At 70.8% G+C, this 23,002-nt stretch carries 21 protein-coding genes and 1 pseudogene; 14 read left to right on the forward strand and 8 right to left on the reverse strand.

Annotation, left to right across the window (positions count from 1 at the left end; translation table 11 throughout):
- Nucleotides 1-33: 33 nt before the first annotated feature.
- Entirely contained in the window at nucleotides 34-951 is a 918-nt protein-coding gene (locus tag KF837_36015) for an alpha/beta hydrolase (protein ID MBX3232788.1), read from the reverse strand.
- A 73-nt stretch (nucleotides 952-1,024) separates the two neighbouring features.
- Between KF837_36015 and otsB the strand changes: the two genes are divergently transcribed.
- From otsB to KF837_36030, 3 genes are read left to right on the forward strand one after another with little or no spacing between them, the layout of a single operon-like run.
- Nucleotides 1,025-3,274, forward strand: coding sequence for a trehalose-phosphatase (gene otsB / locus KF837_36020; GenBank protein MBX3232789.1), 2,250 nt, complete (start codon nucleotides 1,025-1,027; stop codon nucleotides 3,272-3,274).
- A gap of 38 nt (nucleotides 3,275-3,312) precedes the next feature.
- Nucleotides 3,313-4,098 carry a hypothetical protein gene (locus tag KF837_36025; protein MBX3232790.1) on the forward strand — a complete coding sequence of 262 codons (786 nt, stop codon included), beginning with the start codon at nucleotides 3,313-3,315 and terminating at the stop codon, nucleotides 4,096-4,098.
- A 22-nt stretch (nucleotides 4,099-4,120) separates the two neighbouring features.
- Nucleotides 4,121-4,552 (forward strand): hypothetical protein, encoded by a 432-nt coding sequence (locus KF837_36030; GenBank protein ID MBX3232791.1) that lies wholly within the window; start codon nucleotides 4,121-4,123, stop codon nucleotides 4,550-4,552.
- A gap of 145 nt (nucleotides 4,553-4,697) precedes the next feature.
- Here the strand turns inward: KF837_36030 and KF837_36035 are convergent, their stop codons facing one another.
- Nucleotides 4,698-5,192, reverse strand: coding sequence for a hypothetical protein (locus tag KF837_36035; protein ID MBX3232792.1), 495 nt, complete (start codon nucleotides 5,190-5,192; stop codon nucleotides 4,698-4,700).
- A gap of 209 nt (nucleotides 5,193-5,401) precedes the next feature.
- Between KF837_36035 and KF837_36040 the strand changes: the two genes are divergently transcribed.
- The 5 genes and pseudogenes from KF837_36040 to msrA all read left to right on the forward strand — a co-directional run bounded on the left by KF837_36040 (nucleotide 5,402) and on the right by msrA (nucleotide 10,510).
- On the forward strand, nucleotides 5,402-7,279 hold the full coding sequence (locus KF837_36040; protein ID MBX3232793.1) for a serine/threonine protein kinase: 1,878 nt from the start codon (nucleotides 5,402-5,404) through the stop codon (nucleotides 7,277-7,279).
- 30 nt (nucleotides 7,280-7,309) lie between these two features.
- On the forward strand, nucleotides 7,310-8,179 hold the full coding sequence (locus tag KF837_36045; GenBank protein MBX3232794.1) for a prolipoprotein diacylglyceryl transferase: 870 nt from the start codon (nucleotides 7,310-7,312) through the stop codon (nucleotides 8,177-8,179).
- Between the two features lie 11 nt (nucleotides 8,180-8,190).
- A complete protein-coding gene (locus KF837_36050) occupies nucleotides 8,191-8,994 on the forward strand; it encodes a hypothetical protein (GenBank protein MBX3232795.1) in 804 nt (267 codons plus the stop codon).
- Nucleotides 8,991-9,614: pseudogene (locus KF837_36055) on the forward strand (glutathione S-transferase family protein). The gene KF837_36050 and the pseudogene KF837_36055 overlap by 4 nt, the downstream one beginning before the upstream one ends.
- A gap of 335 nt (nucleotides 9,615-9,949) precedes the next feature.
- Nucleotides 9,950-10,510: a peptide-methionine (S)-S-oxide reductase MsrA gene (gene msrA, locus KF837_36060; protein MBX3232796.1), complete on the forward strand. Its 561-nt coding sequence runs from the start codon at nucleotides 9,950-9,952 to the stop codon at nucleotides 10,508-10,510.
- A gap of 3 nt (nucleotides 10,511-10,513) precedes the next feature.
- Here the strand turns inward: msrA and KF837_36065 are convergent, their stop codons facing one another.
- The 4 genes from KF837_36065 to KF837_36080 all read right to left on the reverse strand — a co-directional run bounded on the left by KF837_36065 (nucleotide 10,514) and on the right by KF837_36080 (nucleotide 15,108).
- Nucleotides 10,514-11,380, reverse strand: a complete 867-nt coding sequence (locus tag KF837_36065) for an alkaline phosphatase family protein (protein MBX3232797.1) — start codon at nucleotides 11,378-11,380, stop codon at nucleotides 10,514-10,516.
- Between the two features lie 243 nt (nucleotides 11,381-11,623).
- Entirely contained in the window at nucleotides 11,624-13,138 is a 1,515-nt protein-coding gene (locus KF837_36070) for an ABC-F family ATP-binding cassette domain-containing protein (GenBank protein MBX3232798.1), read from the reverse strand.
- Between the two features lie 122 nt (nucleotides 13,139-13,260).
- Nucleotides 13,261-13,893 (reverse strand): CoA pyrophosphatase, encoded by a 633-nt coding sequence (locus KF837_36075; GenBank protein ID MBX3232799.1) that lies wholly within the window; start codon nucleotides 13,891-13,893, stop codon nucleotides 13,261-13,263.
- Between the two features lie 9 nt (nucleotides 13,894-13,902).
- Nucleotides 13,903-15,108: a hypothetical protein gene (locus KF837_36080; GenBank protein ID MBX3232800.1), complete on the reverse strand. Its 1,206-nt coding sequence runs from the start codon at nucleotides 15,106-15,108 to the stop codon at nucleotides 13,903-13,905.
- A gap of 609 nt (nucleotides 15,109-15,717) precedes the next feature.
- Here KF837_36080 and KF837_36085 point away from each other — a divergent pair.
- Nucleotides 15,718-16,293 carry a transposase gene (locus KF837_36085; protein ID MBX3232801.1) on the forward strand — a complete coding sequence of 192 codons (576 nt, stop codon included), beginning with the start codon at nucleotides 15,718-15,720 and terminating at the stop codon, nucleotides 16,291-16,293.
- A gap of 450 nt (nucleotides 16,294-16,743) precedes the next feature.
- Here the strand turns inward: KF837_36085 and KF837_36090 are convergent, their stop codons facing one another.
- Complete coding sequence (locus KF837_36090; protein MBX3232802.1) at nucleotides 16,744-17,997, reverse strand: ester cyclase; 1,254 nt, start codon at nucleotides 17,995-17,997, stop codon at nucleotides 16,744-16,746.
- An 83-nt stretch (nucleotides 17,998-18,080) separates the two neighbouring features.
- On the opposite strand from KF837_36090, the gene KF837_36095 reads away from it, so the two are divergent.
- The 4 genes from KF837_36095 to KF837_36110 are packed head-to-tail and all read left to right on the forward strand — an operon-like array spanning nucleotide 18,081 to nucleotide 21,086.
- Entirely contained in the window at nucleotides 18,081-18,617 is a 537-nt protein-coding gene (locus KF837_36095) for a hypothetical protein (protein MBX3232803.1), read from the forward strand.
- A 19-nt stretch (nucleotides 18,618-18,636) separates the two neighbouring features.
- Nucleotides 18,637-19,206 (forward strand): hypothetical protein, encoded by a 570-nt coding sequence (locus tag KF837_36100; protein MBX3232804.1) that lies wholly within the window; start codon nucleotides 18,637-18,639, stop codon nucleotides 19,204-19,206.
- Nucleotides 19,203-20,129: a hypothetical protein gene (locus tag KF837_36105; GenBank protein ID MBX3232805.1), complete on the forward strand. Its 927-nt coding sequence runs from the start codon at nucleotides 19,203-19,205 to the stop codon at nucleotides 20,127-20,129. The genes KF837_36100 and KF837_36105 overlap by 4 nt, the downstream gene beginning before the upstream one ends.
- 6 nt (nucleotides 20,130-20,135) lie before the next feature.
- A complete protein-coding gene (locus tag KF837_36110; GenBank protein ID MBX3232806.1) occupies nucleotides 20,136-21,086 on the forward strand; it encodes a hypothetical protein in 951 nt (316 codons plus the stop codon).
- A 3-nt stretch (nucleotides 21,087-21,089) separates the two neighbouring features.
- On the opposite strand, the gene KF837_36115 is transcribed toward KF837_36110, so the two are convergent.
- Nucleotides 21,090-21,998 carry a LysR family transcriptional regulator gene (locus KF837_36115; protein MBX3232807.1) on the reverse strand — a complete coding sequence of 303 codons (909 nt, stop codon included), beginning with the start codon at nucleotides 21,996-21,998 and terminating at the stop codon, nucleotides 21,090-21,092.
- A 75-nt stretch (nucleotides 21,999-22,073) separates the two neighbouring features.
- Between KF837_36115 and KF837_36120 the strand changes: the two genes are divergently transcribed.
- The gene (locus KF837_36120) at nucleotides 22,074-22,973 is read left to right on the forward strand and encodes an SDR family oxidoreductase (protein MBX3232808.1); all 900 of its coding nucleotides are present in this window, start codon (nucleotides 22,074-22,076) and stop codon (nucleotides 22,971-22,973) included.
- Nucleotides 22,974-23,002: the final 29 nt, after the last annotated feature.

Consider the following 23,002-nt stretch of genomic DNA (forward strand, 5'->3'; position numbering starts at 1 on the left):
GGTGAGGGTCGGGGCGAAGCCCCGACGTTGAGATCACTCGGCGTCGAACGCGAGCAGCTCCGCCACTGTCCGCTCCGGGGCGTCGACGTGCAGGAAGTGCGATGCGTCCGCCATCCAGACGAGCTTGGCGCTCGGGATGTCCGCGGCGTAGCGCGGGCCGAACGACGGAGGCACCATCACGTCGTTCGTCGCGTAGAGGAGCTCGATCGGGCACGGCGGCGTCCAGCCCCGCAGGCGCGCCACGATCGCGGCGTGCTCCTTCGCGGTGAGGCTCTCGTCGAGGATCTTCGCGAACACGCTCGCCTCCGCCCGCGTCGCGAAGATGCGGCCGTACTCCTTCGTCTCCTCGACGCTCATCATGTCACTTCGTGCATAATGCACGTTCTTGGCGACGAAGGTCGCCGGCCAGCGGTGGGCGACCGCCGCGATGACGGCGCGCGCCGCGGCGCCGAGGCCCGGCGTCCGGAAGAGCACCGACGACAGCTTCGTGCGCACGAGCGGGTAGCCCGGCGAGTGCATGATGACGAAGCGCCGCGCGAGCGACGCGTTCTCCGCGTCGAGGAGCGCGCGCAGGCAGTAGAGCCCGCCGAGCGAGTTGCCGACGAGGTAGACCGGCTCGTCCGGAGCGACCGCGCGGACGTAGGCGGCGACGAAGCGCGCGACGTTCGCGACCGAGTAGCGGAGATCGAGCGGCTTGTCGCTCGCGCCGCTGCCGACGAGGTCGGGCGCGAGCACGCGGTAGCGCTTCGCGAGCGGCTCGAGCACGTAGCGCCACGAATACGACGAGGTCATCAGCCCGTGCACGAGCACGAGCGGCCGCCCCTCCCCCAGCGTTTTGTGGCGGATCGCGACGTTTCGCTCGTTCCCCTCCTCGTCACGGAAGCGCAGATCGACGCGCGCGTCGGGGATCGCGTAGTACGGGTGCTCCCACGGCCCTCTCTCCGGAAGCATGCGCGCGATTCGAGCACGGATCGCGGCGAGCTGTCCCACCGTCCCGCGACGTAGCCGTGTTATCGATCGTCGGATGTCGACCGATAGCCGCGCCCGCACCGAGCACTGGCTCGCGCTCGCGCGTCACACGCCGCTCGGCATCCTCTGCGACCTCGACGGAACGCTCGTCCCCTTCGCGCGCACACCGGACGAGGCCCGCCCCGACGACGCGGCGATCGATCTCGTCACCAGCCTCGCCCTCCTCCCCGGCGTCACGATGGCGATCGTGAGCGGCCGCCCCCGCGCGTGGCTCGAGACCTTCTTCACCCGCGCCGAGGTCTTCCTCGTCGCCGAGCACGGCGCGTCCCGCCGCGGCATGGGCGCGTGGGACAACGTCGGCTCGATCGACCCCGCGCCGCTCGAAGACCTCGCGTTCCGCCTCGAGGCCCTCGCGCGCAAGAACCCCGGCGCGCTGCTCGAGCGGAAGCAGACCACGGTCGCGATCCACTACCGCCAGGTCCCGCGCGGCCGCCGCGGCGAGCTCCTCGTCGAGGCGTACGGCATCATCGACGCCTTCGTCGCGAAGCACCCCTCCTTCGAGCGGCTCGAGGGCGTGCTCGTCGTCGAGATCCGCCCTGCCTCGGTGAAGAAGTCCTCCGCCGTGCCGTGGATCCGCGGGATCGCGGGCGCCGGGACGCGCCTCCTCACCCTCGGCGACGACGTCACCGACGAGCACATGTTCCGCGCGGTCGACGCGAACGACGAGTCCGTCGTCGTCCGCACCGCCGAGCGCCGGCGCACCGCCGCGCGCTGGGAGCTCGACGACGCCGACGAGGTGCGGGCGGTGCTCCAATGGATCCGCGGCGTACGCGCGGGCGAGACGCCGCTCCCGCTCGTGCTGCCGCGCCAGATCGAGCAGCCCGCGCCGCCGGCCAGCGGCGTGTCGCGCGACCTCCTCGTCGTGTCGAACCGCCTCCCCGACTTCAGCCCGATCGAGGGCGACGACCCCGCCGCGCGGAAGAAGAACGTCGGCGGCCTCGTCTCCGCGCTCGAGCCCGCCCTCCGCGAGCGGCGCGCGATGTGGCTCGGCTGGAGCGGTAAGACGGTCGCGACCACGGAGCCGACGACGGGCGGCACCTCGGACGAGAACGAAGGCCCGGTCCAGCTCGCGTGGGTCGATTATACCGAGAAGCAATATCGCGATTACTATTCGGGATTCTGCAACGGCACGCTCTGGCCGCTATTCCACTCTTTCCCCTCGCGCGTCGCGATCGAAGACGCGGGTTGGGAGTCGTACCGCGACGTGCACGAGGCCTTCGCCGACGTCGCCGCGCCGCTGACGAGCAAGACGGCGAAGATCTGGGCGCACGACTATCACCTCATGCTCTTCGCGCAGGTCATGCGCCAGCGCGGCCACGTCGGGCCGATGGGGCATTTCCTCCATATCCCGTTTCCGTCGCTCGACATGCTGTCGATGCTGCCGTGGGCGGCGCAGCTCCTCGACGCGCTCCTCGACTTCGACCTCCTCGGCTTCCACACGCCGAAGGACGTCACGAACTTCATGGCGTGCGTGAGCGGGCTCCTCTCCGCGCAGGTGTCCGACGCGGTGGTGCGCCATCGGAACCGCGAGACGCAAGTGGCGGCGATGCCGATCGGGATCATCCCCGACGCCTTCCAGGAGACGCCGGAGCCGGCCGTGGTCGAGGAGATCGACGGGCTCATGCGCGTGCTCGGCGACTCGAAGCTCGTGCTCGGCGTCGATCGCCTCGACTACACGAAGGGGATCCCCGAGCGCCTCCTCGGGTTCGGGAAGCTCCTCGAGATGTTCCCCGAGTGGCGCGGCAACGTCTCCCTCGTCCAGGTGTCGGTCCCGTCCCGCGCCGACGTCCCGCTCTACGCGGAGCAGCGCGCGACGATCGAGGCGATCGTCGGCCGCCTCAACGGCGAGTACGGCGAGGCGGCGTGGGTCCCGGTCCGCTACCTCTATCGCTCCTACGCGAAGCCGCAGCTCGCGCAGCTCTACCGCGCCGCCGCGGTCGGCTACGTCACGCCGCTCCGCGACGGCATGAACCTCGTCGCGAAGGAGTACGTCGCGGCGCAGGACCCCGAGAACCCGGGCGTCCTCATGCTCTCGCGCTTCGCCGGCGCGGCGGTCGAGATGCAGGACGCGGTGCTGACGAACCCCTACTACCTCGAAGGCATGGCGCGCGATCTCGACCGCGCGCTCCGCATGCAGCTCGACGAGCGGAAGACCCGCCACGGAAAGCTCCTCGCCACCGTGCAGCGCTCGAACGCGGTGCAGTGGGCGGAGGGCTTCCTCGCCGCCCTCGCCTCCTGCCGCTAATTTCCTAGCGCGGCGATCAACGGGTACGCTCGTTGGCGATGCGCCGGGTGTTCTTTGCGCTCTTTCTCATGACCAGCGCGTGCAGCTGGGGCAGCGGCTCGGCCTGGATGAAGGAGCCGATCGCGCCGGAGGAGGGCGGGCGCAACTTCGGCTCGAGCGGCGGCGGGGCTCCCAGCACACGCGCGGCGTCGCGCACGATCGGCGACCGCCCCGCCGGCGCGGGCGAGAGCGGAGCGCCGACGAACGACAAGACCGGCGGCGGCGGGCGCGTGCTCGGGACGTTCCGCAACACGTACTACGACTTCCCGAGCGAGAAGGAGTTCTCCGGCCCGCCCATCTCGCTGATGAACGCGAAGTGCCAGCCGATCGCGCAGGTGCCGCGCACCTTCTACGAGGCGGCGTGCGTGCAGGGCTCCGGCGCGCTCGCCGCCGGCGGCACCGTGAGCTTCGCGAAGCGCGACTGCGCCTGCGCCGAGGTGTGCCCGCGCACGAGCCAGAAGATCTGCTTCGACGCGCTCGACCGATCGCAGTTCCCGTGGGGCCGCGGCGCCGCGGGGACGCCGATCACGCCGCTGCGCAGCGTCGCCGCCGACACGCACGTCCTCCCGATGGGCACCGTCCTCTACATCCCCGAGCTCGACGGCGTCGAGGGGAGCGACGGCTGCTTCGTGGTGGAGGACCGCGGCTCGCGCGTGCAGGGCGAGCACGTCGACATCTTCACCGGCGAGCCCGCGCGCACGCGCACGCTGAACTCGCTGGTGCCGAGCAACCAGGGCATCACCGTCGTCGTCGACGCCCCGGCCTGCGGTCGCTTGCGCCGCTGACGAAGCGTGCGATCCTGATCGGGTGGGAAACCCGTACCGCGACGCCGCGCCGCCGGAGCGACGCGTCTGGTTCCTCCCGGACACGAAGCGCGACCGGCTGATCCTCCTCACGCTCGCCGGGCTCTTCGTCGCCGGCACCGTCGTCCAGTTCTTCCGCGCGCACGACCCGCCGGCCCGCACGATCACGAACGAGGAAATCCTCGCCGTCGTCGCGCACCACCGCGTCGACCTGCGCGAGCGCTGCTTCGTCCAGCGCCGCGAGATCGCGATCGCGAACGTGACGATCGCGGTGACGGTCGACGCGAGCGGCGGCGTGCTCGACCAGTCCGCGAAGAGCGAATACCCCGCCCTGAACCGCTGCGTCGAGTCCGAGGTGAAGCGGTGGCGCTTCCCGGCGCGTCCCTTCGCCCGCGACGAGGACCTCAACATCCCGATCGTCTTCGAGCGATCGTGATCGTGACCGCCGATCCGACCGATCGCTTCACCGCGCGCGCCGGCGCGCGTCTTCGCGGTCGAGCCGAACGCCGACATGCGCGCGGAGGCGTTCGATCGCCACGCCGCCGACGGGCGCGTGGCGATCGCTTACTCCACGGTCGTGATCAGCGGCCCGCGAAGCGGGTCGTGACGTTGCCGAGCGCGTCGTACTCGTCGACGACGAGCATCGACGGCTGGTGGTCGTAGCAGAGGCGCTGGCGGTGGTCGGTGATCGCGATGTGGCGCTTCTGGCCGCGCACCATCGCCTCGCCGCTCAACGTCATCGAGCCGCAGCGGTCCATCTCGTACTCGAGCGCGAACTCACGCGCGTTCGGCTCGACGTAGATCTCGCAGAAGCCGGCGACGAGGTCGCGCATCTCGGCGACGGGCCGGCCGCCCTTCGAGCGGAGGACGAGGCGGGTGTGGACGTCGCACTCGGGGAGCGGCTCGGTCTCGGGATCGGCGTAGAGCTTGAACTCGCCGCTCTGGAAGTCGTTCTTCAGGTCGGTCTCGAACGCGTCGTCGCTCGTGGCGGCGTGCTCGGTCGCCGGGGCAGCGCAGCCACCGGCGAAGAGACCGAGAGAGAGAAGGACAAGGGCGGAAGCAGACTTGATCGACATGGGATACCTCGCGGAAGTGCGGGATCGATGACGCTGTGCGAGCACGCGTCGGGTTTGTTGGCGCCCATATCTCACCGTGTAGGCATGCTCGTCAATGCCTACGTGTAGGATATTTTCAGACACTCTGATTTCAGCGTAATTCCGAGCGGTTGAGATCGCCGGCGTGCATTGCTCGCGCTCGCTTGGTCGCGTAGCCTTCTTCGAGCGCGATGGAAGCGTCCTCGGCGAGCCTCAGCCTCGTCGGCAGCGTGGTCGCGGACCGCTACCGGCTCACGAAGCTCCTCGGCGAGGGCGGCATGGGCGCGGTCTTCCTCGCCGAGCACATGATGATGCGCAAGCGCGTTGCGCTGAAGCTGTTGCATCACGACCTGAGCGAGGACGAAGAGATCCTCGGGCGCTTCCGCCGCGAGGCGCAGGCGGCCGCGCGCGTGGACCATCCCAACGTCGCCGCCGCGACCGACTTCGGGCAGGCGAGCGACGGCTCCTTCTTCCTCGTCCTCGAGTACATCGAGGGCAAGAGCCTCCGCCACGCGATGGAGGACGGTCCGTTCGCGCCCGAGCGCGCGCTCCACGTCGCCCGCCAGATCACGCTCGGCCTCGAGAAGGCGCACGAGGCCGGCATCGTCCATCGCGACCTCAAGCCGGACAACATCATGCTCGTCACGAAGGACGGCGATCCCGACTTCGTGAAGGTGCTCGACTTCGGGATCGCGAAGCTCGAGGCGTCGTCGAAGGACGGCAAGCAGATCGTCACGCGCTACGGCACGATCCTCGGCACGCCCGAGTACATGTCACCGGAGCAAGCGGCCGGCGATCCGGCCGGCCCGCCCGCGGACCTCTACTCCCTCGGCGTCATGCTCTACGAGATGCTCACCGGGAAGATCCCGTTCGACGCCGCGGAGCGCACGGCGATCCTGAGCATGCACATCGTCGCGCCGGTCCCGCGGATGCGCGAGCGCGTGCCGAACGTCTTCGTCCCCGAGCCGATCGAAGCGCTCGTGATGCGGCTGCTCGCGAAGGTCGCGGCGGACCGGCCCGGCGACGCGGCGACGGTGCGCGCCGAGATCGAAGCAGCGGCGGCGGCCTCCAACCTGACGCTCCCGCACCTCGCGTCGGGGAGGTTCGTCGATCGCACGTCCGATCCCACGCCGCCCGCGCCGCCCGCGCCTCCGAGCGGCTGGAAGAACACCGACGCGCTCGCGAAGACCGAGTACGGGCTCGCGAGCGAGTCGGACGTCTCGTCCCTCGCGCAGCAAGCGAAGACGATGCACGCGGCGCCGCGAAAGAGCCTGATCCCGGGGGTCAAGCTCGGGCCGCTCGACGAGCTGCCGCGGCCGCTCGCGTACGCGGTGCTCGGCGCGCCCTTCTTCATCGTCGCGTTCGTCGCCGTCGTCATCGTGTCGCTCGCGTCGCACGACGGAAAGCCCACCGCCGCCGCGCGCGAGGCCGGCGTCGAAGCGCCGCCGCCGCGTCCGACGCACGCCACCGCGGTGCAGATCACGAACGCGAGGGCGGCGGGCGCCGGCGCGCTGGAGACGCTCGCGAAGGAGTACCCCGACGACGCGGCGGTGCAGGCCGAGCTCGCGCGCGCCCTCGCCGCCGCGGGGCGGCACGCCGACATGCTCGCGGTCGTGAAGAAGCTCGATCCCGCCGCGGTCGACGACGAGATCGAGAAGGGCGTCGTCGCCGCCGCGCTGAACACCGAGACGGTAGAGGAGGCCTACGCGCTCCTCGAAGGCGCCCTCGGCGCGCGCGGGGTCGACGGCCTCATCACGCTCGCGACGATGAAGCCGCCGCGGAGCCGCGCGGTGAAGGCGCTCGCGAAGGCCGACGTGCGCCGCCGCGCGTCGCCGGCGGCGGCGATCTACCTCGAGCTGAAGGCGGCCGGACGAGACTGCGCGCGCGTGCGGGACCTCCTCCGGCGCGCGCACGAGAGCGGCGACGCGCGGTGCCTGCCGCTCCTCCGCCCGCTGCGCGAGAAGACGGGCTGCGGCCTCTTCCGCGCGAAGGACTGCTGGTCGTGCCTGCGCAAGGACGACGAGCTCGACGACGCCATCCGCGCGGTCGAGTCCCGCGCGGCGAAGTGATCCGCGCCGCGATGTGATAAACGCGGGGGCGTGATCCCGTTCATCGGCATCGACGACAGCAAGCTGGCACCGTTCCATCCTTACGGGATCATGGTCGCGATCGCGTTCTTCGTCGGCGAGTGGGCGATGATGCGCTTCGCGGTGAAGCGTGGCTACGACCGCGGGGACTTCCGCGTGTGCTTCATCTTGCTCGGCGTGTTCGGCTGGTTCTTCGCGTGGCTCGTCGACGTCCTCTTCTATCGGCTGGACCACCTCGAGCAGGGCGTCTCCGCGCTGCAAGGCTTCAGCTCCACCGGCGCGATCGCCGGCGCGTTCCTGGGCGGCTTCTTCTGGACGCGCTACGACCTCCGCGGCTGGAAGCTCACGAAGCGCGAGACGCCGCACGCGCTCCTCCCGCTCACCGAGGTCGTCCTCGCGACGTGGCCGATCCCCTTCGCGTTCGGCCGCGTCGGGTGCGCGCTCATCCACGATCACGTCGGCGCGTCCGCGGTCCCCGGCACGCTCGGCTCGCTCTTCGCGGTCGGCTTCCCGCGCGACGCGAGCGACGGCGTCCACCACGTCTTCGGTCCCGTCCACCTCGTCACCGGCGCGTCCGACCTCCGCTACGACCTCGGGCTCCTCGAGGTGCTCGTGCTCGGCCCGCTCGCGCTGGCGTTCGCGCGGATGTGGAACAAGCCGGTCCCGATGGGCAACTACACGATCATCGCGTCGCTCGTGTACGGCCCGGTCCGCTTCATCCTCGATTTCCTCCGTGCGTCGGAGGGCCCCAGCGGGGAGGCGCGCCAGGGCGGCCTCACCTTCGCGCAATATTTCTCGATCGGCATCGTCGTCCTCGCGATCGTGCTCCTGGTTCGCCGGCGCAGAACGGGCGCGATTGAACCGGCGAAGGCGACGTCCTAGGGTTCGGCCCCATGCGTCGCCTCCTCCTCGCTGCCGTCATCGCGGCCGGTCTCTTCGCCCCGCGCTCGAGCGACGCGGCCGAGCGCTGGGTCGATCGTCCGATGACGCTCCATCGCCTCGTCTTCGCCGGCGACGTCGGCCTCGGCGTCGGCCACACCGACACCAACCTCACCCCGAGCATCACCGGCGCGGGCTTGAACCTCGAAGGTGCGCTCGGCGTGACCGACAACCTCGAGCTCGGGCTCCGCACCGGCATCCGCTTCGGCGACGACGGCCGCTTCACCGGCGCCGACGGCTACGGCCGCACGCTCTGGACGGAGACCTACGGCACGGGCAGCGACACGTTCGCGAACCCCGAGCTCCGCGTCCGCTGGGTCGCGTACAGCGGCAGCATCGCCGAGGTCGGCCTCGACGGGCGCGTGTTCCTCCCGGTCGAGAGCGGGACGCGCTTCGGCATGATGTTCGGCGTCCCGCTCGCCTTCCACGCCTCGGACTTCCTCCGCATCGACACGGGCGCGTACATCCCGGTCATCTCCCGGAGCGGCGGCGCGTTCAACGGCGTGACGATGCCGGGCTACTTCTGGTTCCAGACGTCGGAGAAGCTCTGGCTCGGACCGATGGCGGCGATCCGCATCATCGATCCCGGCGGACCGTTCGGCGATCACGACGTGAACCTGCTCGCCGGCTTCGGCCTCGGCTACCAGGCATTGCAGATGTTGGACCTCAAGTTCCAGGTCTTCGCGCCCGCGATCGACGAGGTCGGCCTCGACATCATCGGGTTCGGCTTCGGGGCGCAGTTCCGGATCGGCGAGTGACGCTCCGCCTCGTCCTCGGCGACAAGAACCTCTCTTCGTGGTCGCTGCGGCCGTGGCTCGCGCTCCGTCAGGCCGGCGTTCCGTTCGAGGAGCACGTCATGCTCTTCGCGACGCCGGGCTGGCGCGACGCGATCGTCGACCTCTCGCCGTCGGGACGCGTCCCCGCGCTGCGCCACGGCGATCTCGTCCTCTCCGAGTCGCTCGCGATCTGCGAGTACGTCGCGGAGCTCCACCCCGAGGCGAAGCTGTGGCCCGACGACGTCGCGGCGCGGGCGGTCGCGCGCGCGGTGTCGTGCGAGATGCACGCCGGCTTCGCGAGCATGCGGAAGGACCTCTACATGGACGTCGTCTCGCGCGCGCCGAAGGAGACGCTCTCGGCCGAGACGCGCGCCGACGTCGACCGCGTGCAGGCGATCTGGGAGGACTGCCGGACGCGCTTCGGCGCCGCGGGCCCGTTCCTGTTCGGCCGCTTCTCGATCGCGGACGCGATGTTCGCGCCGGTCGTCTTCCGCTTCCGCAGCTGGGGCGTCCCGATCGTGCCGCCCGCGGCGCGCGCCTGGTACGAGACGATGCTCGCGCTCCCGGCGATGAAGGAGTGGGAGGAGGCCGCGCGCGCGGAGGTGCGGGCGCGCACGGCGCCGGTCGCGCCGCCGGATCCGCGGAGCGCGCAGCACGTCTTCGCGGTCGTGTTCAGCAGCCAGCTCCGCCCGGACGCAAAAGGATATTCCGAAGTCGCGAACCGGATGGTCGAGCTCGCGAAGGAACAGCCGGGCTTCCTCGGCGTCGAGGCCGCCCGCGGCGCCGACGGATTCGGCATTACGGTCTCTTATTGGGAGTCGCTCGAGGCCATCGCGGCGTGGAAGGCGAATCCCGATCACCGCGCGGCGCAGGACCGCGGCAAATCGGAATTTTACGAGCGATACTCCTTGCGGGTCTGCAGCGTAGAAAGGTCATCATGATGTCCACGAAGGGAACGCACGCGGTCCTCGGCACGAGCATGACGTCTTTCCCGGAAGGCACGAAGACGGCCATGTTCGGCCTCGGCTGCTTCTGGGGAGCGGAGCGAAAATTCTGGACCGTGCCGGGCGTCGTCTCCACGCAAGTGGGTTATGCCGCCGGCTCCACGCCGAACCCCACCTACCGCGAGGTCTGCTCCGGCCGGACCGGCCACGCCGAGGTCGTCCGCGTCGTGTTCGACCCGACCAAGGTGAGCTACGGCGATCTGCTCAAGGTCTTCTGGGAGAGCCACGATCCCACCCAGGGGATGCGGCAAGGCAACGACCACGGCACGCAGTACCGCTCCGGCGTCTACGTCTACGACGCCGAGCAGCGCGCGCAGGCGGAGGCCTCGAAGGCGGCGTACGAGGCGAAGCTCCGCGAGGCCGGCTACGGGAAGATCACGACCGAGATCGAAGACGCGCCCGAGTTCTACTACGCGGAGGACTACCACCAGCAGTACCTCCACAAGAACCCGGACGGTTACTGCGGGCTCGGCGGCACCGGCGTCGCCTGCTGATCGCTACGGCGTGTGGCTCGCGAGCCAGCCCTCGCCGAAGAGCTCCTCGATCGGGGCGCCGGAGCGGGTCGAGACGTCGGACGGGAGCCCGAGCACGACACGGAGGGTCGGGGCGATGTCGGCGAGGCGCCGCGGGTGCGGAGACGTGACGGCGCCGCGCGCGAGGAAGCGCGGGCCCGACGCGGCCATCCAGACGCGAGCGGCCTCCGGCATCGAGCCGTGATCGGCGAACGAGTCGGCGCGCCCGTGATCGGCGGTGACGACGACGTGCGTGTTCTCGTCGACGAGCTCGAGGAGCCGCCCCAGCGTCTCGTCCGCGCGGCGGAGCGCGTTCACGTAGCCGGAGTAGTCGCCGTGGTGGGCGTGCTCGTCGGGATCGCCGAGGCTCAGGTAGAACACGTCGGGCCGCTCCTTCGCGTAGTACGCGAGCGCGACCTCGCTCGTGATGCGGTCGGGCCGGTAGTCGCCGACGCCGGGCCATGGCGCGATCGTGTCGTCGCCGTGTCGTCCCGCCGACACGAAGAAGGCCCCCGGGCTCGCCGTCGACGCGAGATCGATGCGCTCCCACGACGCGAACACGGCGACCTTCGCGCCCGCCGCCCGCGCCTCGTCGAGCAGCGTCGGGAGGACGGTGCGCGGACAGTGGTTGCTATCGCAGCCGGAGAAGCGGCCGGTGAGGATCTCCTCGTAGCCGGGCTGCGAGATGTAGTTCGGCCCCGTCGCCGCGATGGTGCCGTAGCCGGGCGCGCCGATGAAGGCGCCCGCGCGCTCGCCGAGCGCATGTAGGTTCGGCGTCAGCGTACGCGCGTCGATGGGTGCCGACCGCCAGCGATGCGGGTCCGTGCCCTCATGGACTTCCTGCCATCGCACCCCGTCGATCGTCACGATGACGGCCGACCCTGCGAGTCTTGCGCCCCCGTCAACCGCGTTGGCGTCGTACGCGACCGGTGGCCGGTACGTGTCCGTTTCGCGACGGGGCGTCGTCGGCCCCCGATCGGCGCAGCCGGTCGCGAGGATGGCGAGAATTCCGAGGACCGCCCTACTGCTCAGTCCGAGAATCATGAGTGCACACTACATGTTGTTTGTTGCGTTATCGTGAAGGCGCGGCGAACGCTACGTAGAGATGCAAGAGCCGTGACCGACGACGAGCTGCCTCGTCGTGACGCGAGCCGCGAACGCGTCGTCGTGCGTCACGAGGACGACACAACCGGGAAACGACGTGAGCGCGGACTCGAGCCGCTCGATGGTGGGGAGGTCGAGGTGATTCGTAGGTTCATCGAGCACGAGCGCCCAGGCGTGGAGGCCGAGCGCGAGCGCGAGCGCGATCTTTCGTGCTTCTCCCGGCGAAAGAGCGCCGTGGCGACCGAGGACGCGCTCGGGATCGCTGCCGAGCGCGGCGAACACCGACAGGACGCGACCGCGCTCCTCGGCGCTGCATTCGCGCAGACGCGCAAGGTGTGCGGCGACGGCCGCGGGCTCGAGCTCTTGCGGCAAGTGGAGGATCTTCGCGGCGTGAGCGGGCGACTTCGTCGACTTCGTCGCGAGGAGCGCCTCGAGGAGGGTCGTCTTCCCCGCGCCGTTGGGGCCTGCGATGCGGACGCGCTCTTCGCGTCCGACGTCGACGCGCACGTCGCGAAGGACGACATGGTCGCTTTCGCGCGCGCACACCTCCTCCGCCTCGAGATGGAACAGGATCGGGCTCGGCGCGCGCTCGTAGGCGGCGAACACCTTTCCACCGAGCGTACGGTCGCGCTCGATGGTGGGGACGTCGGCGCGGGCGCGCTCGAGCTCGGCGCGGGTGGTCATCACCGTGCGCCCGGCGCGCGCCTCCGCCCACCCCGCGACGACCTTGCGCCCCATGCTCTTCGCGTCGTGATCGCGCGGGTCCTTCATCCGCGAGCGCGCGTGGGTGGAGCGCTCCGCCGACACCTGCGTGCGCCGCGCAGCGTCGAGGCGGCGCTCGACGCTACGCACCTCCGCCTTCGCACGCGCGTGCGCCGCTTCGCGCTCGGCGCGCGCGTCCTCCCACTGCGCGCGCGCCGCGGAGTAGGTGCCTTCGTAGAGCGTGACGGCGCCGGCGTGGACGCGGAGGATCGCGCGCGGCAAGAGCTCGAGCACCTCGCGATCGTGCGAGACGACGACGCCGATCCCGCGGAAGCGCCGCAGCGCGCCGAGGAGACGCCGGCGCGCGTCGGCGTCGAGGTGGTTGGTCGGCTCGTCGAGGAAGAGCACGTCCGGCTCACGCGCGAGCGCGGCGCCGATCTGCCATCGCTTCCGCTCGCCGGGCGAAAGCGTCGCCCATCGCGCGAGCGCGTCCGGATCGAGCTCGAGCCGCCCGCGCAGCTCGGCCGCGAGGCCCGTCGGCTCGGACGCGAGCGCGACGACGTCGGCGTTCGGCGCGTGCACCTCTTGCTCGCACACGACGACGGTCGCGTCGGGTGGACGGAGGAGCACGCTGCCCTCGCTCGGCGCGAGCGCGCCGAGGACGCGCAAGAGCGTGGTCTTCCCTGCGCCGTTCGCGCCGACGAGGCCGTAGAAGCCTGGCTCGAGCACGAACGTCGCGCCTTCGAATACGGGCAACGCCGCCGCGAACGCGACGCCGATGCCACGTGCTTCCAGCACGGACATGTTGATGGACTCCTGATTGGGCGCGGCTCTGCGGCGCGCGCGTTCTCGGCAAAGGGCTTCGAGACGGGGATCAGGAGCGCATGAGAACGCCGGGATTACCGGCGCCCGTTCACCTTAACACGTCATTTCACCGCGTCGAGGAGGGCGATCAGCATTCCATACGTCATGCCCCAGAGCCGGTGTTGGCCCGGCTCTCCCGGCTGTCCCGGCTTTCCCGGTTTTCCTGGCTCGAGGTAGAGGAACGGGAGGTCGTATTTCCTGCCGTCGTACTCGAGCTCGAAGGTCGATTGACCGACCCCGGCCATGAGCGTCGCGAGCGGGACCCACAACGTCGCGGCGACCTCGACGTTCGGCACGACCGCGACGTCGGCGCGCACGGCGAACACGAAGACGGAGACGACGAGGCGTCCCTTCTTCGATCGGGTGAAGGCGGGCACGTCGGGCAGCCGCGCGACGACGTCCGACGTATCGAGCGAGATGCCGACCTCTTCGCGCGTCTCTCGGATCGCGGTCTCGAGGAGGCTCGCGTCGTCGGGGTCGCGCCGTCCGCCCGGGAACGCGACGTGACCGGACCACGGATCGCCGGTCTGCTCGGCGCGACGGATGAAGAAGAGCTCCGCGCCCTGCTGCCCCGGCAGCTCGCGGAGGATGGCGGCGACGGCGGCGCGCGGCTCCTCGCTCGTCTCGATCCCGTGATCGATCCCGCGCTCGACGCTCGCGCCGATCAGCCTGGCGAGGACTGCGTCGAGCCGCATGTCGCGAGGTCAGAAGCTCTTCCTGAAGGCCTCGACCGCGGCGGCGTCGAAGCCTTCGTAGAGCGCGATGTCGTTGATCGCCTCGCCGAGCGCGAGGACACGGGTGCCGGGCGAGGTCACGAGCCTGTACGGCGTATCGGCGCCGATCTTCGTGAGGAGCGCGTCGATCTGCGCGTCGGTGATCCGCCGCTTGTCGGCGGGCAGCCCCTTGAAGCTCTGGATGAGGCCGAGCGCGTCGCCGTAGGCATGCAGCGCGACGGGCCCCTTCGTCGGATCCGCCGTCGCCGCCGCGACGCCCGCCGCGGCGAGCGAGTAGATCGCGCTCGCGTACGTCGCGCGCTCCCATTCGAGGAGGAAGGTCGCGACCGCGCCGTCGATGTCGGCCCGGCATTTCGTCGCGTCGACGAGCCCGCCCTTCATCGTGAGGATCGCGGTGCGCATGCGCCGGTAGATGCCGGGCGCGGGGAGCGACTTGTCGTCCCGCTTCGACGCGAGCTCGGCGAGGAGCCGGTCGCCGTCGACGCCGGCGTCGAGGTCCGTCCGGTTCGCGAGCGCGGGGCTCGCTCCGAACGCGGCGACGAGACGGTCGACGGTGGCGTCGGCGCTCACGGGCGCCGCGACCAACCCGAGCACGTGGTTGTAGAGCGCGCCGCCGAGGAGCGCCTTGCCGATCGCGGCGCGGAGGTCGACGCCGACGGGCGACTCGTAGAAGAGCTGCCCGTACTTGCCGCCGGTCGCGGCGCCGCCGTCCGCCTCGGCGTCGGTCGGCTCCCACGTCTTGCCGCCCGCCGCGCCGAAGGCGGTGAGGTACCCGTCGACGGTGGTCTGCGTGAAGGTCGTCGCGACGGTGCGAAGGCTCGGCGCCCCGGCGTTGAAGATGGCGCCGAGGTTGGCCGCGGTCTCGACCGCGGTGCTGGTCCCTTCGGTCGCGGCCATCGCCGCGTCGAGCTCGCGCACGCGCTGCCCGAGCGCGAGCTCGACCGCCGCGTTGGTCGCGAACCCCACGCTCTCGAACGTCTCCGGCAACGCCGCGCCGCACGCGAGCGCGCCGGTCCCGGGCCCGCCTTCGTCGTTCGGCGCGCCGTCGAGCTCGTCGATGCCGCCCCCGTCGAGCCGCGGCCGCACGGTCGCTTCTTCGTCCCCGCACGCGAACGCGCCGCCCCCGAGCGCAGAGAGCACCGCCGCAGCGAACACGAAAGTCTTGAGATCGCTCACGACGCAGCTCCGCCTCCGCTTGTGCGCCGACCCCGCCAGATTGTCAACAAAACAGCCCGCCGCCTCCCGCCCACCTCGCGCCGAATTCACCATCCCGCCGCGACCAGCCGCCCCCCGCCAGTCGCATCACGCTCCATCCCGTACCGCCTCGCACCGACCTCCGGCCGCTCCTCGAACGCACCAGCGCCAAACAACATGCTCCATCTCTCCGCCCCCACGACTTCCGGCCACTCATCGACGCACCGGCACCGGGCACCGAAGCATCCGCTCTGTCTCCTCTCTCTGTTGCCGCCGGTTCCGGGGCGTCCCTTCGACGCATTCCGAGGCAGTCCACAGTTTTTCCCCACCCAAGACGATCGAAATCTGCACCCGGACCGGTTGATCCACGCGTATTTATTGCTATGCTGAATTCAAATGACGAAACGCTCAGCGCATCTTGCGCCTGTGCCTGCGCAGCTCGAGCTCGATGGCGTGGGGGAACGGAACCGGCGTCCACCGCGGCCGTCGAACGCGCCGCGGCTGGGCCGGCGACCGCGACCGGAGCGTGTGGGGATGCTTCCGCACGTGGCGCGTCCGGAGCATCGGGAGCGGTTCCCCGTCCACGTGTCGATGAAGCGTGTGCGTCTCGCGCCCAGCTTTCGCTCGCAGCGCGTGGCGGAGGCGATCGTCGAGCAGATCGCGAGCGCGGTGAAGCGTGGGGTGAAGGTCGTGCAGTACTCGATCCAGGAGGATCACCTGCACCTGATGGTGGAGGGCGCCGACAAGCAGGAGCTCGCACGCGGAATGAAGCTCCTGTTCTCGCGCATCGCGTTCGCGGTGAATCGCGTCTCCGGTCGCTGCGGGAGCCTGTTTCGCGAGCGTCATCACCGTCGCCCGCTCACGACGCCGACGGAGGTCCGCAACGCGCTCGTCTACATCCTGTTCAACGCGCGAAAGCACGTCATCGGCCGACGCGACTTCCGCGCAGCATTCTTCTCCTTTCTCGACGACAAGAGCTCCGCCCCCTGGTTCACCGGCTGGGCTCCGAACGCAGCCCCGCCGCAACGGCTCGTCGAGCGTTCCCGCGCCCGCTGGCCCGGCGCCCCACCCCTCCACGAGCCAACGACATGGCTCGCCGCCCACGGCTGGCGCCGCGCCACCCCCGGCCACATCCGCTTCGACGAGCTACCGCGCCTCCCCGACTAATCCCGCGCGTATTCGCTAGAGCCGAAGCTCGACGACGGCCCACGCCTCGCTCCAACAATAGTGCGGTAAGGCGTGCTCGCTATCAGCGCCATGGCTTCCTCGCGACGAGCATGGTGCAACGAACGCCGGTGCTCTACGACGTGCTCCTCGCGACAAGCAACAAGCACAATGCGCCGGCACGGCGATGTGCTCGCTATCGGCACGTCCGCACTGCGACGTGCTACCGGCGCGTCCGCGCGCGATGTGCTCGCTAGCGGCACGTCCGCGCTGCAACGTGCTCGCTACCAGCGCTGCTATGTGCGCGCCCGGGCGCTGCAACGTGCTTTGCTGCGTGCGCGTCCGCGCTGCGACGTGCGCGCGTCGGGCCGCGGGCTCGCGACGAGCAACGGTGTCGCTCCAGCGCCGGGCGCTACGACGTGCTCCTCGTGACGAGCGAGCGTCGGGCGCGCGCTACTTCTTGCCGCCACCGCCGCCGCCACCGCCGGTGCCCTTGCCGCCGCCGCCGCCGGTGTCTTTGCCGCCGCCGCCTCCCCCTCCGGTGCCGCCGCCCGTGCCGCCTCCGCCGCCGGTGGCGGGCTTCGGCGGGGCGGACGCCGGCGTCGCGGCGGGCTTCTGTGAAGCCGGGACCGTGCCGGCGGTGGCGACGTTGAAGAGGCCGAGCTGCTGCTGCATCTCGAGGCTGTTTTGGTACGTCCACGCCTTCGCGACCTTGCCGTCCTTGATCTTGAAGATGTCGACGAGGTGGAGCGCGATCGGCCTCTTCGTCGGCTGGATGGTGCCGAGCGCGCCCTTGTGCGTGCCCTTCAGGACCGACTCCACGATCGCGTAATCGGCGACCGCGATCGTCTTCTGTACCTCGAACTTCGCGTCCGGGAACGCGGTCGTGAAGCTCTTGTGGAACTTCTTCGCGCCGTCCTTGCCCTTCGACATCTCGAGGTGGAAAAGACCGTCCTGCTCCACGTCGTCCGCGAGGAGGCCCGTGAAGTCCGCCTCCTTCTTGCCCGCCTCGAGCGCGCCGAGGACGTTCTTCGCGACCTCCGCGTTCTTTTCCTCGTCCGGCGTCGACGTCGACATGATCGTCTCCGGCGCCGCCGGGATGGCCGGGATCGGACGCGGCTTCGCCTTCGCGCCCGCGCCGCCGATCTGCGTCATCACCGTGCCGAGCTCGCCGTAGCGGTGCTCGCTCGCGACCTTGCCTTCGCTGTTCATCGTCACGACCGAGAGGCCGTAATGGCCAATCTGCTGCTCCGTGCCCTTCACGCCGAAGAGCTCGCCGTGGTGCTTGCCGTTGATGACCCACTCGAGGACCAGCGTCTCGCCCTTCACCCAGACGCGCGAGAAGCCGAGCTTCACGTCCTTGAAGGTCTCGAACCACTCCGTCATGTTCTGCTCGACCGCGGCGCGGCCGTTCACCTCGTTGAGGCCCGCGACGCTGATGACGCCGTTGTCGGCGTAGACCGCGGCGAACTTCTTCGGGTCCTGACCGTTCAGACCCTTGAGCGCATCCGCGATCGCCTCCTTCTGCATCTCCGCCATCGACTTCGGCGGCGGGGGCGGCTCGGGCGGCGGCGTGGTGGCGGGCGGCGGCGGAGGCGGCGGCGCGGGCGGAGGCGGCGCGGCGGGCGGCGGCTCTTCACCTCCGCACGCATAGACAGCGGGGGTGAGAGCGGCGATGAGAGCGAACGCAAAACCGATCCGACGCATGGAAGCCTCCCGTCGAGGACCCCGCCCCGACCTCCCAACCCCTACCACTCCTGAGGCGCGACGCGCGCTGCTATCTTTCCTCCGTGCCTCGCCGCTTCGCCGTGATGTCGACGCTCTGCGCGGTCGCTTGCTCGTACGACTGGAACGTCGCCTCGACGCCCGCGGACGGAGGAACGTCGACGTCACCTCCGCCGGGCGCGCCGGCGCCGTCGTCGCCCGGCGACGCGAGCGCCACGTCGTCGGGCGCGGTCCCGCCGGCGCCCACCGTCGACGGCGGGACCGGCAACTGCGGGAACGAGTGCACGTGCAAGGCAGGCCAGAGCTGCGACTTCACGTGCGCGTTCCGCCGAACGTGCAAGATCACGTGCGAGGACGACAGCGTCTGCAAGTTCACCTGTCCGCTCGGGTCGACGTGCGAGGTCACGTGCAAGGACAAGGCGACCTGCAACTTCGCGTGCGAGGCCGGCTCGGAGTGCACGTCGCGCTGCGACGACGCGCCGAGGTGCACCGGCACGTGCGCGCTCGGCGCGGACTGCACCGATCGCTGCGGCGCGCGGTGCGACGTGAACTGCGCCGCGGTCAACGGCGTACCCACGCCCTGCAACCTGAAGAAGCAGTGAAAGCTGCTATGCTTCGCAGGTGCACACCGGTCGGTTCGTGACGCTGATCGTCACCGGCGGCGTCGGGCTCCTCTTCGGATGCTCGTACGACTGGAACGTCGCCGCGACGGGGGACGGCGGGACCTCGAACGCGCCGCGCACGCCGACGACGTCATCGTCCACCTCGAGCTCCGGCGACGGCCCCGCCCCCGGCGACGGCCCCGCCCCCGGCGACGCCGCCGCGCCGCGGCCGACCACCGACGCGGGCGGACCGACCACGCCGAACGGCACCTGCGGCGCCGAGTGCCGCTGCAAGGACAAGGCGTCGTGCGAGTTTTCGTGCGGCTTCGGCCAAACGTGCAAGCTCACGTGCACCGACGAGTCCAAGTGCAAGCTCACGTGCGGGCTCGGATCGAACTGCACGATCGAGTGCAAGGGCGAGGCGGAGTGCAACTTCACCTGCGAAGGCGGCTCGACGTGCACGACGTCGAGCTGCTCCGACGACAACGACTGCAAGGGAACGTGCGCGCTCGGCGCGACCTGCACGAACAAGTGCAAGAAGGACTGCGACATGAGATGCGCGCTGGGCCAGAAGTGCGCCGAAGAGTGACGCGCAGCGCCGCCGGCGCCCTCTTCGCGGCGCTCCTCGCGACCGGCACCGCCGCCGCCGCCGAAGGCGACGCGGCGGAGCGCGAGCGCGCGAAGGAGGCCTACGACCGCGGGCTCGACGCATACAAGCACGGCGAGATGCAGCGCGCGGCGGAGGAGTTCGCGCGCGCCGACGAATACGCCCCCTCCGCCGCCGCGCTGCAGGCCGCGCTCGACGCGGCGATCGACGCCGACGACGTCGCGCTCGGCGCCGAGCTCCTCGAGCGCAGCAAGCGCGAGCCCGCGCCGCCCGGCCTCGCCTCGAGCATCACCGCCGCGCACATCAAGTTCAACGCGCGCGCCGGCAAGATCCGCATCGCGTGTCCGAAGAGCTCGACCTGCAACGCCAAGATCGACGACAGCCCCGCGCCGGTCGATCGCGTCACGTGGACCGGCATCGGCCAGCGCACGGTCAGCATCCAGGTCGACGGCGGCGCGGCGCAGACGAAGGTCGTCGACGTCGTCGCCGACCAAACGGTGGAGGTCGCGGCTACGAAGGCGAACCAGCCGCTCGTCACGCGACCTCTCTCCACCGCGACCGAGGACGCGCGGCCCGTGAAGACGAGCAAGGAGAGCGGCGGCGTCTCGCCCGTCGTCGTCTATGCCGCCGGCGGCGTCACCCTCGCGCTCGCGGGCCTCACCGCCGTCTTGATGGTGCAGACCTCGAGCACGCACGGCGACTTCGAGAGCAAGGGATGCGCGCGCGCGAGCACGCCGGAGTGCGCGGACCTGAGCGACTCGGGGCGGAGCAGCCAGTCCGCCGCGAACGTCGCCCTCGCGTTCACCGCGCTCGCCGCGATCACGACCGGCGTCATCGCGATCGGGTTCACGAGCTGGAAGGGCAACAAGAAGGCCGCCGCGCCGAGCCTCTCCTTCACCTTCTGACGACCGATGATGTCCGATCGCTTCCCGTCGATCGAGCCGGTCGTGACGCGCGGCGCGTTCGCGCAGCACGAAGGCCCGCGTCGCGCACACGACGAGCAACGCGTCCTCTATCTGCGCGACGACGCCGCCACCTTCGCGCTCGTCGCGCGGGGCGTAGGCAGCGCGCGCTCCGGCCGGCCGATCGCGGACCGCATCGCCGACCTCGCCGCGAGCACGTTCCGCGAGCGCACGAGCTCGATGCTCGACGACCTCGCGGAGGTGTGGTGGCGCGCCGAGCACGGCGCCGACGCAGGCGCGCGCGTCCGCCCCTTCTCGAGCCTCCCGATCGGCGATCGCGCCGAGCTCCGCGCCCGCGTGAAGAAGCTGCTCCACGATCGCCGCCCCGACGCGCTCGGCGATCAGGCGGTGCTCGAAGCGGAGCTCGCGCGCCTCCTCGATCTCCCCGCCGCCGTCCTCCGCCGCGCCGGCAAGGACATCCAGCGCCTCGCGGAGGAGCGCGGCGGCTTCCATCACGGCGAGGGCGCGTGCGTGACCGCCGCCATCTTCGCCGCCGGCAAGGCGACGATCGCGCATGTCGGCGACGGCCGCGCGCTCCTCGTGCGCCGCGGCCGCCTCGAGGCGTTGACGCACGCGCACACGCTCTACAACGAGGTCCTCCATCATCACCCGGACGTCACGCCCGAGCACCTCGCGCAGCTCCCGCCGAGCCTCGTCGTCCGGATCCTCGGGATGCCGGGCGACCCGCACCACCTCGACGTGGTGACGAAGGACCTCGAGCGCGGCGACGTCTTCCTCCTCCTCACGCACGGCATGTCGAGCTTCGAAGACGCGGACGTCACGAAGACGGTCCTCACCCACGGCGTCGACGCGGCCCCCACCCTCGTCGAGCGCGGCAAGGTCGCCTTCCCGGGCCACACCCTCGAGAACGTCGCCGCGGTCGCGATCGAGATCCGGTGACGCTCACCGAACGAGCGCGCCGGCGGTCGGTGAGAGCGCCTCGATCACGAAATCGCGAAAGGCGGTCAGCTTCGGGGGGAGGTTCCGCGACGCGGGATGGACGAGCCACACGACGCCGCTCGGGACTTGCCACTTGGGGAGCAGGCGGACGAGCGTTCCGGCGGCGATGTCGGGCTCGATGAGGAAGGAGGGCAAGCTCGCCAGCCCCGCGCCCGCGAGCGCGGCCGCTCGGGCGAAGAACATGTCGTCGCAACGGATCCGACCGTGGGCCGCCAACCGCCGCGCCGTCCGCGGCGTCTCGAGGACGATCGACTCGGCGCCGGTGTACGTGACCCAGTCGTGGGCGCCGAGGTCGCGCGGCGATCGTGGAGCGCCGCGCCGGCCGAGGTACTTCGGCGACGCGACGAGCAGCGTATGGAGCGTGCCCACGCGCCGCGCGACGAGCGACGAATCGCCGAGACGGCGCCGCGGCGAGAAACGAAGCCCGAGGTCGAAGCCGCCCTCGATCAAGTCGACCACCGCGTTGGTCGCGTGGACCTCCACCTCGACCGCCGGATGACGCGCGACGAAGCGGGAGACGAGCTCCGCGAGGACGATCGCGCCGAAGTCGATCGTGCACGTCACGCGAAGGAGCCCGGAGGGCGTCTCTTCACGACCAGGGATCCGCGCGAGCGCTTCGTCGAGCGATCCGACGAGAGGCGCGGCCTGCTCGAGGAGCGCTTCGCCCGCGGAGCTGAGCCGCGAGCGGCGCGTCGTCCGATGGATGAGCGTGACGCCGAGCGCCGCTTCGAGCCGCCCGAGCGCGCGGCTCACCGTCGACTTGGGCAAACGGAGCTTCGTCGCCGCGGCGGAGATGCTCCCCGCACGCGCGACCACGAGGAAGATCGAGAGATCGTCGAGGCTCGGGCTCATCGTTCCGATTTGGGAACAATATAGTTCCCGAAGACGCAATTGCGCATCCTTCGTGGCGCGGCATCATGCACCCTCATGACAACCCACCATGACGGTCCCCTCCTCGTCACCGGCGCGTCCGGGCACCTCGGCCGCCGCGTCGTCGAGCTCCTCCTGACGCACGAGGAGCGGCGCGGGCGCACGATCGTCGCGAGCACGCGGACACCGGACAAGCTCGCCGATCTCGCCGCGCGCGGAGTCGAGGTGCGCGCCGGCAGCTTCGACGAGCCGTCGTCCCTCGAGCGCGTGTTCCGCGGCGTCGCGCGGGCGCTGATCGTCAGCACCGACGCGCTCGACAGGCCCGGGCGGCGCTTCGAGCAGCACCGCGCCGCGGTCCACGCGGCGAAGGCGTCGGGCGTGGAGCACGTCGTCTACACGTCGTTGACCAACCCCGGTCCAGAGTCGCTCGTGACGATCGCCCCCGATCACTGGAACACCGAGGAGCTCATCGCCGAGGTCGGCCTCGGGCACTCCATCCTGCGGAACAACCTCTACGCGGAGTACCTGCTCCACCACCTGCCGCACGCGGTGAAGGTCGGAAAGATCGCGAACGCGTACGGCAGCGGCGCGGTGGGGTACGTGACGCGCGAGGACTGCGCACGCGCGGCGGCCTCGGCGCTCGCCTCGTCGTTCGCAGGGCGCGCCATCCATGACGTCACGGGCCCCGCGGCCCTGACGCAGCTCGAGCTCGCGGGCATCGTGAGCGAGGTGACGGGCAAGCGCGTCGAGTACGAAGCGGTGAGCGGCGACGCGTCGATCGCCGCGAACGTCGCGGCGGGGCTTCCGCGCGCGATCGCCGAGCTCCTCGTGTCGTTCGAGCTCGCGGGCGCGAAGGGCCAGCTCGCGGTGGCGTCGCGAGCGGTGCATGACCTCACCGGCCGACCGCCGACGTCGGTGCGCGACTTCCTGCTCGCGAACAAGGCCGCGCTCGGATAGCCGGGGCTCGACGGCGCGATGAACACGAG

Origin of the sequence: Labilithrix sp., assembly GCA_019637155.1 — a bacterium.
In the GTDB taxonomy this organism is placed as follows: Bacteria; Myxococcota_A; Polyangia; order Polyangiales; family Polyangiaceae; genus Labilithrix.